The following is a 13,774-nucleotide window of genomic DNA, read 5'->3' as shown; positions in this document are numbered from 1 at the left end:
GCGTGAGCATCGTATCATGTTTCCCTGGAAGACGTCGGTTACTGACTTTAAAGTCGGTAAAATACGCTGTGTTTATTCAAGCATGGCGCGCCAGAATGGCGGCCGTTTCTTCGATGGCCTGGTGCGTGCGCGCGGCCATGGCGTCGCCCAGCATCACCAGCACGGGGCCGTGGGTGTCACCCAGGCCGTGCGCCAGGGCGCTCAGCGTCAGGCGCACGATGCGCTGGTCCGGGCGGCTGCAGTTTTCTATCACCACCACGGGGGTATCGGCCCGGCGGCCCAGGGCCAGCAAGCGCTGCGCCGTGGCAATGGCTTCGCGGCCACCCATGTATTGCACCAGGGTGTCGCAGTCGGGAATGCGCGTCTGGTCCGGTTCGCCCGGTGCCGTGCTGGACGTGAAAAAGGCCACGCTGCGCGACACGCCCCGCTTGGTCAGCGGCTGCTGTGTTGCGGCCGCCGCCGCCAGCGCCGTGGTAATGCCGGGCACCACTTCGACGGCGATGCCCGCTTCTTCCAGCGCCCGCAATTCCTCGTCGGCACGGCCGAACAGCATGGGATCGCCCCCTTTCAGGCGCACGACGACGGCGTGCTTGCGCGCGTTGTCGACCAGTTGCTTGTTAATAAAGGCCTGCGCCGTCGACAACTGGCCGCAGCGCTTGCCTACCAGGATTTTTTGCGCCTGCGGGCACAGCTCCAGCATCTCTTCGGTGACCAGCGCGTCGTGCAGCACGACGTCGGCCTGCGCCAGCAGGCGGGCGCCACGCAAGGTCATCAGGTCTTGCGCGCCGGGGCCTGCGCCGATCAGGTAGACCTTGCCGGGGAGAGATGCGGAGTTGTTCATGCTAGCCTTCTTCAGTCGAGATACGGGTTACAGCCGAACCATGCCCGCGGCCACGGTCTGGTGGGTGACTTCATCGATCAGGATGAATGCCCCCGTGGCGCGGATATCGGCATACGCATCGGCCGCCAGCGCCTGCTGCACGTTCAGGCTGATGCGGGCAATGTCGTTGAGCTTCAAGCCTTCGGCAGGATGGCGCTGCTGCGTATTGATGTCGAGAATCGACTCGATCGCCGTCACCTTGGCCGCCGTCTGCTTGGTGCCGTGCTTGATCCAGTACTTGCGGCGCAGGTCCAGCGCGTCTTCCGACAGCCAGCACACGTCGGCCACTACCTGTTTCAGCAAGGTGGCGGGGCGCTCGCTGCTGGCCAGCAAGTCGCCACGCGAAATGTCCAGATATTCATTGAGCAGCAGGGTCACGGACTGGCCCACCACGGCCGTCGGCAGCGAACCGTCGAGGGTGACGATGTCTTTCACTGTCGCCGTCTGGCCCGATGGCTGCACCACCAGGGTGTCGCCGATGCTGACCTTGCCCGCCTCGATGCGGCCCATGTAGCCGCGGAAGTCGTTCGCTTCGTGGCCGTTGTGGCGCGCCACCAGCTGCACGGGGAAGCGGAATGGCGTGTCGTGCGATTCGTCGTAGACGGACAAGGACTCAAGCAGCTCGATCAGGGTCGGGCCCGTGTACCAGCCCAGCTTGTCGCCGCGCTCGACGACATTGTCGCCCGTTAATGCGGACAATGGAATCGGCGTGATGTCCTTCAGGCCCAGCGACTGGGCAAATTCGCGGTAGGCGGCGACGATGCGGTTGTACACCGTTTCATCATAATCGACCAAGTCCATCTTGTTGACGGCCACGACCACGTGCTCGATCTGCAGCAAATGGGCAATCGTCGAATGACGTTTGGTCTGGATCAGCAGTTCCACACTGCCGTCGTCACCAAGTTTGACTTTCGACACGTCGATCAGGATGATGACGGCGTCGGCCGTGGAGGCGCCTGTGACCATGTTGCGCGTGTACTGCTCGTGGCCCGGCGTGTCGGCGATGATGAACTTGCGCTTCGGCGTGGCAAAGTAGCGGTAGGCCACGTCGATGGTGATGCCTTGTTCGCGTTCCGCTTCCAGGCCGTCCGTCAGCAAGGACAGGTCGACCGTGTCGCCCACCGTGCGCTTGTGCTTGGAGCGCGACATGGCGTCGAGCTGGTCGGCGAAGATGCCCTTGCTGTCGAACAGCAAACGGCCGATCAGGGTGCTCTTGCCGTCATCGACGGAACCGGCTGTAATAAAGCGCAACATGCCGCGCTCCAGGCTGTCGGTGAGAGTGGTGTTCTGGATTGCTGCGTTCATTAGAAATACCCTGCTTTCTTGCGTTTTTCCATCGAGGCTTCGGAAGTCTGGTCATCCATGCGGGTAGCGCCACGTTCCGTGATTTGCGTGATTGCCGTCTCGGCGATGATGGCGTCGACGGTGGCCGCATCGGACGACACGGGGCAGGTGCACGAGATATCGCCCACCGTGCGGAAGCGCACGACTTGCGTTTCCACCGTTTCGCCTTCGCGCGGCGGCGTCAGATCCGTCAGCGGCACCAGCAGGCCGTTGCGCGGGATCACCTGGCGCTCGTGCGCGAAGTAGATCGGCGGCAATTCCAGTTTTTCGCGGGCGATGTATTGCCACACGTCCAGCTCCGTCCAGTTCGAGATGGGGAAGACACGCATGTTTTCACCGGGATGCACGCGCGTGTTATACAAGTCCCACAGTTCCGGACGCTGGGCTTTCGGGTCCCAGGCGCCGAATTCGTCGCGGAACGAAAAAATGCGTTCCTTGGCGCGGGCCTTCTCTTCATCGCGGCGCGCGCCGCCGATGCAGGCGTCAAAGCCATGTTCGGCGATGGTTTCCAGCAAGGTCACGGCTTGGGCCGCGTTGCGCGAATCCGTGGCCGGGTTGCGCAGGCGCACGGTGCCGCGCTGGATCGAGTCTTCGACGGAGCCGACGATCAGGCGCTCGCCCAGCTCGGCCACTTTTTTGTCGCGGAAAGTGATGACTTCCGGGAAGTTATGGCCCGTGTCGATATGCACGAGGGGAAACGGGAACTTGCCCGGGCGGAAGGCTTTCTCGGCCAGGCGCAGCAGGACGACGGAATCCTTGCCACCGGAAAACAGCAGGGCGGGATTGGCCGATTCGGCCGCCACTTCGCGCATGATGTGGATGGCTTCCGATTCAAGGCTGTCGAGGTGACGCTGGTTCAAAATATTGCTCATATAGGATGCTTTCTTGTTCTGTGTGTCTGTTCAGGCTGCCACGGATTTGATGCGGATCAGTTTGCCGTCCACCATGTGCAGGCCGCATTCCTTGGAATCCGGGTTTTCCCACCACCAGCGCCCGGCGCGCACGTCTTCGCCCGGCTGCACGGCACGCGTGCACGGTTCGCAGCCGATGGACGGGTAGCCCTGGTCGTGCAGCGCGTTGTACGGCACGTCGTTCGCGCGGATATAGTCCCACACATCCTGCTCGGACCAGTCGGCCAGCGGATTGAATTTCGTCATCGCGTGTGCCGCGTCGTCTTCCTGCACGTGCAATTCTGCGCGCGTGGTGGACTGGGCGCGGCGCTGTCCCGTGACCCAGGCCTTGTTGCCGGCCAGGGCGCGGCCCAGCGGTTCGACCTTGCGGATACGGCAGCATTCGCGGCGCATCTCGACGCTGTTGTAGAAGGCGTTGAGGCCGTTCTGTTCCACGTAGGCAGCGACAAGCTCCGGCTGCGGGCGGTACAGGGTGATGTCGTGGCCGTAGCGGGTTTTCACCTTGTCGAGCACGGCCAGGGTTTCCTGGTGCAGCCGGCCTGTTTCCAGGGAAAAGATGCCGATCGGCAGCTTTGCCTTGAGAATCATGTCGGTCAGCACCATGTCTTCGGCTGCCAGGCTGGACGCGAACACGGCCGGCGAAAAATCCGCGGCGATGCGTGTCAGCGTTTGCTCGGTGGCGTGAATCAAAGAAGTCAGATCGCTCATGATGGGTCCTCAGATGCCGGCCGCGTTGTCGAGGTCAGGATTCTGGCCTTCGCGGTGGTGGCGGCGGAACAGCGGCGATTTCTGATCCCACGAGGCCTGGTAGGTTTCCGAAAAGACCGACAAACCTTTCAGGGCGTCATGGATGCTGCGGTCCGGACGCGTCGCATAGGCATCGAAGCCGACGCGGTGCATGGAAAACAGCTGGTCGCGCAGCACGTCGCCGATGGCGCGCAATTCACCCTGGAAACCCAGGCGGGCGCGCAAATTGAACGCGATGGAATAGCCGCGGCCATCCGTGAATTTCGGAAAGTCCACGCCGATGACGGGCAGTTGCGCCACGTCGGCCGCCAGTTCTTCCGGCCGTTCGTCGCTGGCCAGCCACACGCCGATGTCGGGCAGGCGCGCCGTCAGGGTTTCGCGCTGGGCTTGCCACACGGGCAGGGGGACGATGACCTTGCCGGCAGGCACAACCACCGTTTCCGGCGTGTCGGTCTCATCGAGGCGCAGCAAGCCCCAGGTATTCGGCACCACGGCGGCGTTCTTGATGATTTCTTCGCGTACTTCAAACATATTCGTCTTCTCCCACCAGGTTGCCGACCGTGATCGGCGTTGCATATACGTGTTCCTTGAACGGCGCCAGGCCCAGGCGCTGGGCCGTATCGACGAAGCGCTCGCCTTCATGGCGGTCGCGCACGTAGACGTGCAGCAGGCGGCCGATGACTTCAGGCATCTGCAGGGAAGAGAACGATGGTCCGATAATCTTGCCGATGGCCGCGTTGTTGCCTTGCGCGCCGCCGATCGACACTTGATACCATTCGCTGCCATCCTTGTCGACGCCGAGGATGCCGATGCTGCCCACGTGATGGTGGCCGCAGGCATTGATGCAGCCGGAAATATTCAGTTCGATCTCGCCGATGTCGTGCTGGAAGTCGATGCTGTCGAAGCGTTCCGCGATGGCGGCCGCGATCGGCAGCGACTTGGCGTTCGCCAGCGAGCAGAAATCGCCGCCCGGGCAGCAGATCATGTCCGTCAGCAAGCCGATGTTCGGCGTGGCCAGGCCGTGCGCCTTGGCTTCCTGCCACAGTGCGAACAGTTTCGACTGTTCCACGTCGGCCAGCACCAGGTTTTGTTCATGCGTCACGCGCAGTTCGCCAAAGCTGTAGCGGTCGGCCAGATCGGCCACGAAGTCGATCTGCTCGGCCGTCGCGTCGCCTGGCGGCACGCCCGTTTTCTTCAGGGACAGTACCACGGCCACGTAGCCTGGGCGTTGGTGCGGCTTGACGTTGCGCGCCAGCCAGTTCACATACGCCTTGTTGTCCGCGTGTTCGGCCTGGTAGTCGAGTTCTGGCAGGGCAAGGTAGGCGGGCGGATTGAAGAAGTCCGCCACGCGCCGCATTTCCTCGGCCGTCAAGGTTTCCGGACCATCCTTCAAATCGACCCATTCCGCTTCCACCTGGCGCGTGAATTCTTCCACGCCGATGGCTTTCAGCAAAATCTTGATGCGCGCCTTGTATTTGTTGTCGCGGCGGCCGTGCAGGTTGTACACGCGCATGATCGCCTGGATATACGTGAGCAAGTGCTGCCACGGCAGGAAGTCGCGCACGACGCTGCCCAGGATCGGCGTGCGGCCCATGCCGCCGCCGGCCATCACCTTGAAGCCCACTTCGCCAGCTTCGTTGCGCACGGCCGTCAAGCCGATGTCGTGCACGGCGATGGCGGCGCGGTCTTCCTCGGCACCATTGATGGCGACCTTGAATTTGCGGGGCAGGGCGATGAACTCGGGGTGGAAGGTGCTCCACTGGCGCAATACTTCCGCGTACGGGCGCGGATCGATGATTTCATCGGCGGCGACGCCCGCAAACGGGTCCGATGTTGTATTACGGATACAGTTGCCGGACGTCTGGATCGCGTGCATTTCCACGGAAGCGAGGTCCGTCAGGATATCGGGCGTCTGTTCCAGCTCAATCCAGTTGAACTGGATGTTCTGGCGCGTCGTGAAGTGGCCATAGCCGCGGTCATACTTGCGCGCGATGTGCGCGAACATGCGCATCTGCTTGGACGACAGCAAGCCGTACGGCACGGCGATGCGCAGCATGTAGGCGTGGCGTTGCATGTACAGGCCGTTTTGCAGGCGCAGCGGAATGAATTCCTCTTCCGTCAGTTCATTGGCGATACGGCGCGCAACCTGGTCTCGGTACTGGGCGATGCGTTCTTTGATGATGAGGTGGTCGTACTGATCGTAATGGTACATATCAATTCCTAAAAAAGCCGGGGTGCTTGAAGATTGCCTGGGATGATGTTCTTGATACTGCTCTTGTCACTTGTTCGGTCATTAATAGATTAGCTTCACTGCCACGCCGGTCAAGGTCATCGCCAGTAAGACTCTTAAAAACTGTTCCGGCACGGATCGCGCGACCCAGGAGCCGAGCGTGATGCCGGGCAGGGAGCCGACCAGCAAGGAGGCCAGCAATTCCCAGTGGATGGAGCCGAGCCACCAGTGGCCCAGCGCGGCGATGGCCGTCAGGGGCACGGCGTAGGCGATGTCGGTGCCCGCCACTTCGGCCGAGCTCATGCGTGGATACAGCATCACCAGCAAGGTCGCGCCGATGGCGCCGGCGCCGATCGACGAGACCGTCACCAGCACGCCCAGCACGGCGCCGGCAATGATGGTTGCGGCGGCAAGCTTGCTGCCTTGCAATTGTTTCTCAGGGTGGGCATTGATCCAGGCCAGCATGCGGCCCTTGAAAATGAGTGCCACGACGGTCAGCAGCACGGAGCCGGCGATCGAGTAACGGATGATCTGGCCGATTTGCGGCGACAGGGTGCCGAACGATTTGAGCGCCAGGGTCGCGATGACGGCGGCGGGCAGGGCGCCGATGCACAGGCGCTTGACGATATCCCAGCGGATGGTGCCGCGCAGGCGGTGCGTCAGGGTGCCGGCGCTCTTGGTGATCGAGGCGAAGGCCAGGTCGGTACCCACCGCCACGGAAGGCGGTACGCCAAACAGCAGGGTTAACAGCGGCGTCATCAGCGAGCCGCCGCCCACGCCGGTCATTCCTACGAGTAATCCTACGGCAAATCCTGAGACTATATAAGACAAAGTCATGCTTGCACCCCCAAAGTACTCGCAATAGTAATAAACTTAGTGTTTATTCCAAACTACTAAGTACGCATTTGCTTATATGCGATATGCGTATATGCATGCATGCAAAATCATGGGTGGGGCGGAAACTCGGCAAATCACGGCAATCTAGGGCAAACCAGCAATGAATCTCCATCAACTGCGCTTCGTGCGCGAAGCGGTCCGGCAGAACTACAACCTGACGGACGCCGCCAAGGCCTTGTTCACGTCGCAACCGGGCGTATCGAAAGCCATCATCGAGCTGGAGGAAGAGCTGGGCGTGGATATTTTTACGCGCCACGGCAAGCGCATCCGCGGCTTGACGGAGCCGGGCCGCCTGGTGCTGGAGTCCGTCGAGCTGATTATGCAGGAAATCGACAGCATGAAGCGCATCGGCAAGGAATTCGCGGCGCAGGACAGCGGCAGCTTTACCATTGCCACTACGCATACGCAGGCGCGCTACACCTTGCCCAAGGTGGTGCAAGCCTTCATGCTGAAGTTCCCCAAGGTGCGATTATCTTTACTGCAAGGAAATCCGCGCCAGATCGCCGAGATGGTGCAGCGCGACCAGGCGGATCTCGCCATCGCCACGGAATCGATCGCCGCCATCGATGGCCTGATCACCTTGCCATGCTATCAATGGGAACACGTGGTGGTGGTGCCCGTCGACCATCCGCTGCTCAAATCGAAGTCCGTGACCCTGGAAGAAATCGCCGCCTTCCCCCTGATTACCTATGACAGCGCGTTCGCCGGACGCAACAAGATCGACCACGCTTTCGTGCTGCGCGGCCTGAAGCCGGACATCCTGCTCGAGGCCATCGACGCGGACGTGATCAAGACTTATGTCGAGTTGGGCATGGGGATTGGTATCATAGCGGGTATGGCCTTCGATGCCGAGCGCGACAAAGGCTTGCGCGCCATCCCTGTCGGGCACCTGTTCGGCATGAATGTGTCGCGCGTGGCCGTCAAGCAGGGCGCGTATTTGCGCAGCTATATTTATACCTTTATCGAGTTGCTGACGCCGACCTTGAACCGCAAGCTCATCGAGCAGGCGATGAGCGGTGATAAAGAGCACTACGAACTATAACAATGCAGGAAGTCGGCCGGGCGAGGTGCCTGGCCAAGATTATTTAAGAAGAGAAGAAACAATGATTACCGATCAGCTTGCCAAATATTACGCCACCATCGCGCAGCAGTACGAGCGCGTCTATGACAAGCCCGAACGCCAGGAAGACCTGGAAGTGTTGCGCGACAAGGTCGCCGACGTGCTGGAAGGCCACACCGTACTGGAACTGGCTTGCGGCACCGGCTACTGGACGGAAGTGGTCGCCGAGTCGGCCGAGTCCGTACTGGCCACCGATATCAACGATGAAATGCTGGCGCTGGCACAAAAGCGCGGCTTGCCCGACAACGTCACCTTCGCCAAGCTCGATGCCTTCAATTTGCCCGACGACATGCTGGGCAAGTTCACGGCCGTGTTCGCGGGTTTCTGGTGGTCGCACGTCAAGCGCGAAGACCAGGACAAATACCTGAAGCAATTGCGCACGAAGCTGGGCAAGGACATCCTGCTGGTGTTGATCGACAACTCGTATGTCGATGGCAGCAGCACCGTGATCGCGCGCACCGACCTGGAAGGCAATACGCACCAGTTCCGCACGACGGAGGCGGGCGAGCGCTATGAAGTGCTGAAGAATTTCCCATCGGATAGCCATCTGCGCAAGAAGTTTGCCCACTCGGCCCGCGAAATCCGCATGAAGCGCCTGGAATACTACTGGCTGTTGAGCTGCCGTCTGAAGTAAGGCTGATCTGTCTATATGGTAGCGGTAGGTCGGATTAGCCCGTAGGGCGTAATCCGACAGGCGTTGCCAAAGGTGCTAGTCGGATTACGCGTGGCCTTGCCCCGCTAATCCGACCTACGGTAAATAGGCCTTGCCGCCGCATGAACCGCCTCCGGGCGGTTTTTTTTCGCCTGTTGTTTTTATCTGACAAGATGTTGTTCCAAAAAACAACATCTTGTCGATGTCATATTGTTGAAGTATTTCGTGGGCATGATTCGGTTCAGCAGCTAAGCAGCACCATTCTTGTCCAACCTAATGTAGAGAATCTCAAGTGAAAAAAATTACTCTGGCAGCATTGATCATCGGCACCTTCGCAGCAGCTACGGCGCAAGCACAATCGAACGTCACCGTGTACGGCCTGGTTGACCTCGGTATTGCCAAGACCACTGGCCAGCCGACGGTACAACGCGAAAACAATGCGTCGCGCCTCGGTTTCAAGGGTACGGAAGATCTGGGTGGCGGCCTGTCCGCAATTTTCAACCTGGAAAGTGAATTCCTGGCTGACACCGGTGCGCAAAAAGGCGTGTTATTCGACCGTCAAGCGTACGTGGGTTTGAAAGGCGCTTTCGGTACCGCCATCCTGGGCCGCACCAAGAATCTGGTCGATGGCACCATCGCCCGCGTCGACCCATTCAACACCTACGGCGTGGTCGGCAAGAACAATGAAACCCTGCTGCGTTCGGGCGTCGGCACGTCGCGCGTCAACAATGCCGTAACCTACAACAGCCCAAGCTTTGAAGGTTTCGTGGGCAGCCTGCAATACGTGCTGAGCGAAGTCAACAGCGCTGACGCGGGTGTGATCGGCCTGGCAACCTACGACAATGGCCCGATCAGCCTGCACGCCGGCTACGAAAAAGCCGTGCAAGCAACGGCAACGGCCGCCAAGCCTGACCTGTGGTCCATCGGTGGTGGCTATAAATTCGGCCCGGCCAAGATCACGGCCGCCTACTCGAAAGGCGACACCAAGGTTGCGACGACTGGCGAATTCAAGTCCTACTTGATCGGCCTGAACTACACGGTGGGCGGCGGCGATGCCAAAGTGTCGTATGGCAAGCAAGAGCAAAGCAACAACAAGTTCAAGGATCAGGACACCATCAAGGAATTCGGCGTCGGTTACGACTACCACCTGTCGAAGCGCACCGACGTGTACGCTTACGCTGGCCGCGAGCGCGTCAAGTCGCTGACTTCGTACCAGATCGGTCTGGCACACAAATTCTAAGCATCAGTCGATGTGACGAAGCAAAGGCGCCTGCGGGCGCCTTTTTTTATTGCATCGCTGCGGATGCCGCCTCGGCATTCATGGGCAGCGAGATGTCGATGCGTGTGCCGCCCAGCTCGCTATCGGCGCCGATATGGATGCTGCCGTTCAAGCCCCAGACCCGCTCGCGCATGCCCAGCAGCCCCAGTGCCGTGGCTTTTTCCAGGTCGTGTTCGGCAATGCCGCGGCCGTCATCCTGGATGGTGATGGCCAGCGAGGAATCGATGCGGTGCAGGGCGATGGTGATGTGGTTCGCTTCGGCATGGCGCGCGATATTCGTCAGTGCTTCCTGCACGATGCGGTAGATGGCCGTGCTGCGCGCGTCGTCGAGCACGAGGTCAGCCTCGTCGGCCAGCAAGTCGAAATGGATGGCGCGGCGCAGCAGGAAGTCGTGGCGCAGTTTTTGCAGCGCAAAATACAATCCCCCTTCATCGAGCGCGCGCGGGCGCAGGTTGCTGGCGATGCGCCGCAGCGAGGTAATGGCCGTCACCAGCAAGCCGTCCATGCTTTGCAGCAGGGCATGCAGGGGCGCGGTGGTGTCCGTGTGCTGGCGCACCAGGGTCAGGTCGACGCGCAAGGTGGCCAGCAATTGCCCCAGGTCATCATGCAGTTCGCGCGCGATATGCTTGCGTTCTTCTTCGCGGATGGTTTGCAGCGCGCTCGACAATTCACGCAATTGCGAAAAGGAGCGGGCCAGCTGTTCATGCATCTGCTGACGCGCCGTAATGTCGCGCACGATGATGGTAAAGACGCTGTGGCCGTCTTCCTGCATGGCCGAGAGCGATCCTTCGAGGGGAAACATGACGCCATCGCTGCGCCGTCCCGTCAAGGTGTAATCGGTGGCGCGCCGGCCCGTCAGGCGCAGTTCCTGGCTGATATCGCCAAACGGCGGCTCGCCATCGTGCTGGCCCAGGCCGCCGAGGGTGCGCAAGTCGCGCAGGATGTAGTGACCCAGGCGCATGCCGCGCATGCCGGCCGGCGTGTCGTCGAACAATCTGGCCGCTGCCGCGTTTGCATGCAGGATGATTTGCTGGCTGTCGATGCTGATGATGGCGTCGCTGGCGCTGTCGATGATGGCTTGTCCGCGCGCCTGCTGCTGCCGGCGGGCTTTCAGTGGCGGAAACAGGCACAGCAAAAGCGCTGCCGCCATACCCAGCGGCAAGATGCGCAGCAGTGCAGGACTGCCTCGGTCGGGCATGGGGCTTCTCCTTGCGAACGTGTACGAAGGCAGACAGGACAGCGATGGAGAGTTGGACTTTATCTAGCCTATGCCTGCTGGTGCGGCGCGGCTTGATGTGGCGCAGGAAGGGGAAAGGAAGAGATCAAGGCGCCGCACCGGCCTGGGCCGGGCGGCGGCGGAGTCTTACATTTGCTTGAACAGGTGCAGGAAACTGCGGCTCACTTCGAGCTTGTCGGATTTGCCTTTGATGAGTACCAGGTGACGGCCGCGGATGTCGCGCGTCACGCCTTCGATGGCATTCACGTTGACCAGGGTGGCGCGGTGGATTTGCCAGAACAGCGAAGGGTCGAGCTCTTCGGCCAGGTCGCGCACGGGCTTGCGGATCAGCGCTTCATACTTGGCCGTCTGCACGCAAGTGTATTTCTCGTCAGAACGGAAGAACAGGATCTCTTCCACGGGGATCATGCGCAAGTCCTGGCCGATGCTGGCCTGTATCCATTGCAGGTAGGTGGGCTTGGCCGTGATTTTTTCCGCCAGTTGCGACAGCATGGCCGTGACGCTGCTGTTGACGTCCAGGGCCGGCTTGTTCAAGTGCGTTTTCAGGCGCTCCACCGTCACCAGCAGACGCTCATGCTCGGGCGGCTTGAGCACGTAGTCGACGGCGCCCCGCTCGAAGGCTTCGACGGCGTGACTGTCATAGGCCGTGACGAAGACGATATGCGTCTTGCTGCCTATTGCTTGCGCCGCCTCCATGCCCGTCTTGCCTGGCATGCGGATATCGAGGAAGGCAAAATCGGGCTTGAGTTGTTCCACCAGTTCGATCGCCTCGTCGCCATTCTTGGCTTCGCCGATGATTTCCAGTTCAGGCCAGGCCTGGCCCAGGCGCAGGCGTAGCTGGTCGCGCATCAGTCTTTCGTCGTCGGCAATAATAGCGGTAGGCATAGGTCTCAAGTGTGAACAGGCGAAGATTGATTATTCAATGATTTAGCGTTTTTATCAACTACTCTGTCTTACTTGGACAATTGATATGGCACTTCGATCACGGCGCACACGCCGGACGGTTGATTTGGCGTAATGGTCAGGCTGCCCTCGTCGCCATGCAGCAGCTTCAGGCGTTCGCGTATGGTGGGCAAACCCAGTCCCGTACCATCGCTGGGCACTACGCCAAAGCCCAGGCCGTCATCGGTGACGGTCACGCGCAGCTTGCTGTGCGCCACTTCGGCCACGATGCGCAGGGTGCCGCCTTCCGGTTTGACTTCCAGGCCGTGCTTGATGGCATTTTCCACCATCGATTGCAGCATCATGGGCGGGAAGGCGGCGCTGCGCAGGCCGTCGGGAATCTGGAAGTCGACGGTCAGGCGTTCTTCCATCCGCATTTTCAGCAGGTTCAAGTACGCTTGCACCATGTCCGCTTCACGGCCCAGGTTGGTAATCAGGGCGTTGTCGCGCATTTGCGGCAGCACGGCGCGCAGATACTGGATCAGGCTGCGCTGCATCTTGGCTGCGCGCGGCGGATCGACCTGGATCAGGTGTTCGACGGAGGCCAGCGTGTTGAACAGGAAGTGCGGCTCGACTTGCGCCTGCATCATCTGCATCTTCGCTTCGCTGAGCTGGCGCTGCATGGATTCCCGTTCAGCCGCTTCGTTGGCCGTGACGGTTTCCGCTTCGGCGCGTTTCTTGCCGCCGACCAGGGCCTTCATGGCGAACAGGGCCAGTACCAGCAAGGACACAAAACTCTTGAACCAGGTCGAGGCTTGCTGGTGGTAGCGCGACACTTTTTGCTCGGCGGCATCATCGACCGCTTCTTCGATGGCATTCGACAGCTCTTCGCCGATTTGCGGCGGCAATTCGATATGGACTTCTTCCCCTGAAGCATTGGTGGTCACCGGATAGTTGGGCTTGGCGGGGGCGGCTGGTGGCTGCGGCGGTTCCGGCGGCACGGCGCTGGCTTTTGCGTCCGCCTCGGCGGCATCGGCTGGATCGCTGGCCGCCTCGGCCGCGCTGCTGCGGCGATTCTTGCCGTTGCGGGGATTGAAATGGATGCCCGTATCGTCGATCAGGATATTGGTTTCCCCCGAACCCTTGCTGCTGCGTTTATGCGACTTGATGACCACTTCTTCGTCCGGGCTGGACGAGAACAGCTCATCTTGCAAAATGGAGCCGGCGATCAGAGCCAGCGCAGCGAACAGGAAGAATTTCCACCAAGACAGTTGGGTGACCCAGGTCGTCGTCGCGTCGAATGCCCGTTGTAACCAAGCGAGGATGGTTTTCAACAATTGGGGCAGGCTGGAAATCGGAAGCATGAGGGGGCACTTTCAAGTACTAGAGTTTAATCGACGCAGCGGGCAAGTTTAACCCCTTGTTGAGTAGCGTCAGAGTCTGATATTGCCACTGTGCCTAAAGACCACGAACTACGCCAGCCGATTGCGACAGGCTGCACAAAAAGGCGCTTGAAGTGAAGACAAGGCTTGCTGGGCGGTGAGCGCGTGAAAATAGCGCTTGCGGCGCGCGCGGCGCAGGGCTATAATTCGCCC

Annotated in this window: 13 protein-coding genes; 3 read left to right on the top strand and 10 right to left on the bottom strand. The window is 60.7% G+C overall.

Going from position 1 to position 13,774, the window contains the following annotated elements; genetic code table 11:
• Nucleotides 1-76 precede the first annotated feature (76 nt).
• The 7 genes from cobA to OX462_RS20470 all read right to left on the bottom strand — a co-directional run bounded on the left by cobA (nt 77) and on the right by OX462_RS20470 (nt 6,949).
• Nucleotides 77-841, bottom strand: coding sequence for a uroporphyrinogen-III C-methyltransferase (gene cobA, locus OX462_RS20500; protein ID WP_409026939.1), 765 nt, complete (start codon nt 839-841; stop codon nt 77-79).
• A 27-nt stretch (nt 842-868) separates the two neighbouring features.
• Nucleotides 869-2,185 carry a sulfate adenylyltransferase subunit CysN gene (locus OX462_RS20495; RefSeq protein WP_409026938.1) on the bottom strand — a complete coding sequence of 439 codons (1,317 nt, stop codon included), beginning with the start codon at nt 2,183-2,185 and terminating at the stop codon, nt 869-871.
• Complete coding sequence (cysD, locus tag OX462_RS20490; protein WP_121668791.1) at nt 2,185-3,096, bottom strand: sulfate adenylyltransferase subunit CysD; 912 nt, start codon at nt 3,094-3,096, stop codon at nt 2,185-2,187. Before cysD ends, OX462_RS20495 begins: the two co-directional genes overlap by 1 nt.
• A gap of 30 nt (nt 3,097-3,126) precedes the next feature.
• Nucleotides 3,127-3,843, bottom strand: a complete 717-nt coding sequence (locus OX462_RS20485; RefSeq protein ID WP_070290524.1) for a phosphoadenylyl-sulfate reductase — start codon at nt 3,841-3,843, stop codon at nt 3,127-3,129.
• A gap of 9 nt (nt 3,844-3,852) precedes the next feature.
• A complete protein-coding gene (locus OX462_RS20480) occupies nt 3,853-4,413 on the bottom strand; it encodes a DUF934 domain-containing protein (RefSeq protein ID WP_409026937.1) in 561 nt (186 codons plus the stop codon).
• Nucleotides 4,406-6,094: a nitrite/sulfite reductase gene (locus tag OX462_RS20475; protein ID WP_409026936.1), complete on the bottom strand. Its 1,689-nt coding sequence runs from the start codon at nt 6,092-6,094 to the stop codon at nt 4,406-4,408. Before OX462_RS20475 ends, OX462_RS20480 begins: the two co-directional genes overlap by 8 nt.
• A gap of 81 nt (nt 6,095-6,175) precedes the next feature.
• Complete coding sequence (locus tag OX462_RS20470; RefSeq protein ID WP_121668792.1) at nt 6,176-6,949, bottom strand: sulfite exporter TauE/SafE family protein; 774 nt, start codon at nt 6,947-6,949, stop codon at nt 6,176-6,178.
• A gap of 160 nt (nt 6,950-7,109) precedes the next feature.
• Between OX462_RS20470 and OX462_RS20465 the strand changes: the two genes are divergently transcribed.
• The 3 genes from OX462_RS20465 (at nt 7,110) to OX462_RS20455 (ending at nt 10,021) form a co-directional block, all read left to right on the top strand.
• On the top strand, nt 7,110-8,051 hold the full coding sequence (locus OX462_RS20465; RefSeq protein WP_034751505.1) for a CysB family HTH-type transcriptional regulator: 942 nt from the start codon (nt 7,110-7,112) through the stop codon (nt 8,049-8,051).
• A 61-nt stretch (nt 8,052-8,112) separates the two neighbouring features.
• On the top strand, nt 8,113-8,763 hold the full coding sequence (locus OX462_RS20460; RefSeq protein ID WP_070312126.1) for a class I SAM-dependent methyltransferase: 651 nt from the start codon (nt 8,113-8,115) through the stop codon (nt 8,761-8,763).
• 310 nt (nt 8,764-9,073) lie between these two features.
• On the top strand, nt 9,074-10,021 hold the full coding sequence (locus OX462_RS20455) for a porin (protein WP_052140115.1): 948 nt from the start codon (nt 9,074-9,076) through the stop codon (nt 10,019-10,021).
• 46 nt (nt 10,022-10,067) lie between these two features.
• Here OX462_RS20455 and OX462_RS20450 read toward each other — a convergent pair whose 3' ends face one another.
• The 3 genes from OX462_RS20450 to OX462_RS20440 form a co-directional block, all read right to left on the bottom strand.
• A complete protein-coding gene (locus tag OX462_RS20450; RefSeq protein WP_409026935.1) occupies nt 10,068-11,258 on the bottom strand; it encodes a PAS domain-containing sensor histidine kinase in 1,191 nt (396 codons plus the stop codon).
• A 165-nt stretch (nt 11,259-11,423) separates the two neighbouring features.
• Nucleotides 11,424-12,182, bottom strand: a complete 759-nt coding sequence (locus OX462_RS20445) for a LytR/AlgR family response regulator transcription factor (RefSeq protein ID WP_070290528.1) — start codon at nt 12,180-12,182, stop codon at nt 11,424-11,426.
• A gap of 68 nt (nt 12,183-12,250) precedes the next feature.
• Nucleotides 12,251-13,543, bottom strand: coding sequence for a sensor histidine kinase (locus OX462_RS20440; protein WP_070219461.1), 1,293 nt, complete (start codon nt 13,541-13,543; stop codon nt 12,251-12,253).
• Nucleotides 13,544-13,774: the final 231 nt, after the last annotated feature.

Source organism: Janthinobacterium aestuarii, from assembly GCF_046113285.1.
GTDB lineage: Bacteria > Pseudomonadota > Gammaproteobacteria > Burkholderiales > Burkholderiaceae_D > Janthinobacterium.
Note: the sequence above shows the minus strand (reverse complement) of the source record. Positions and strands in the feature narration are given on the sequence as shown.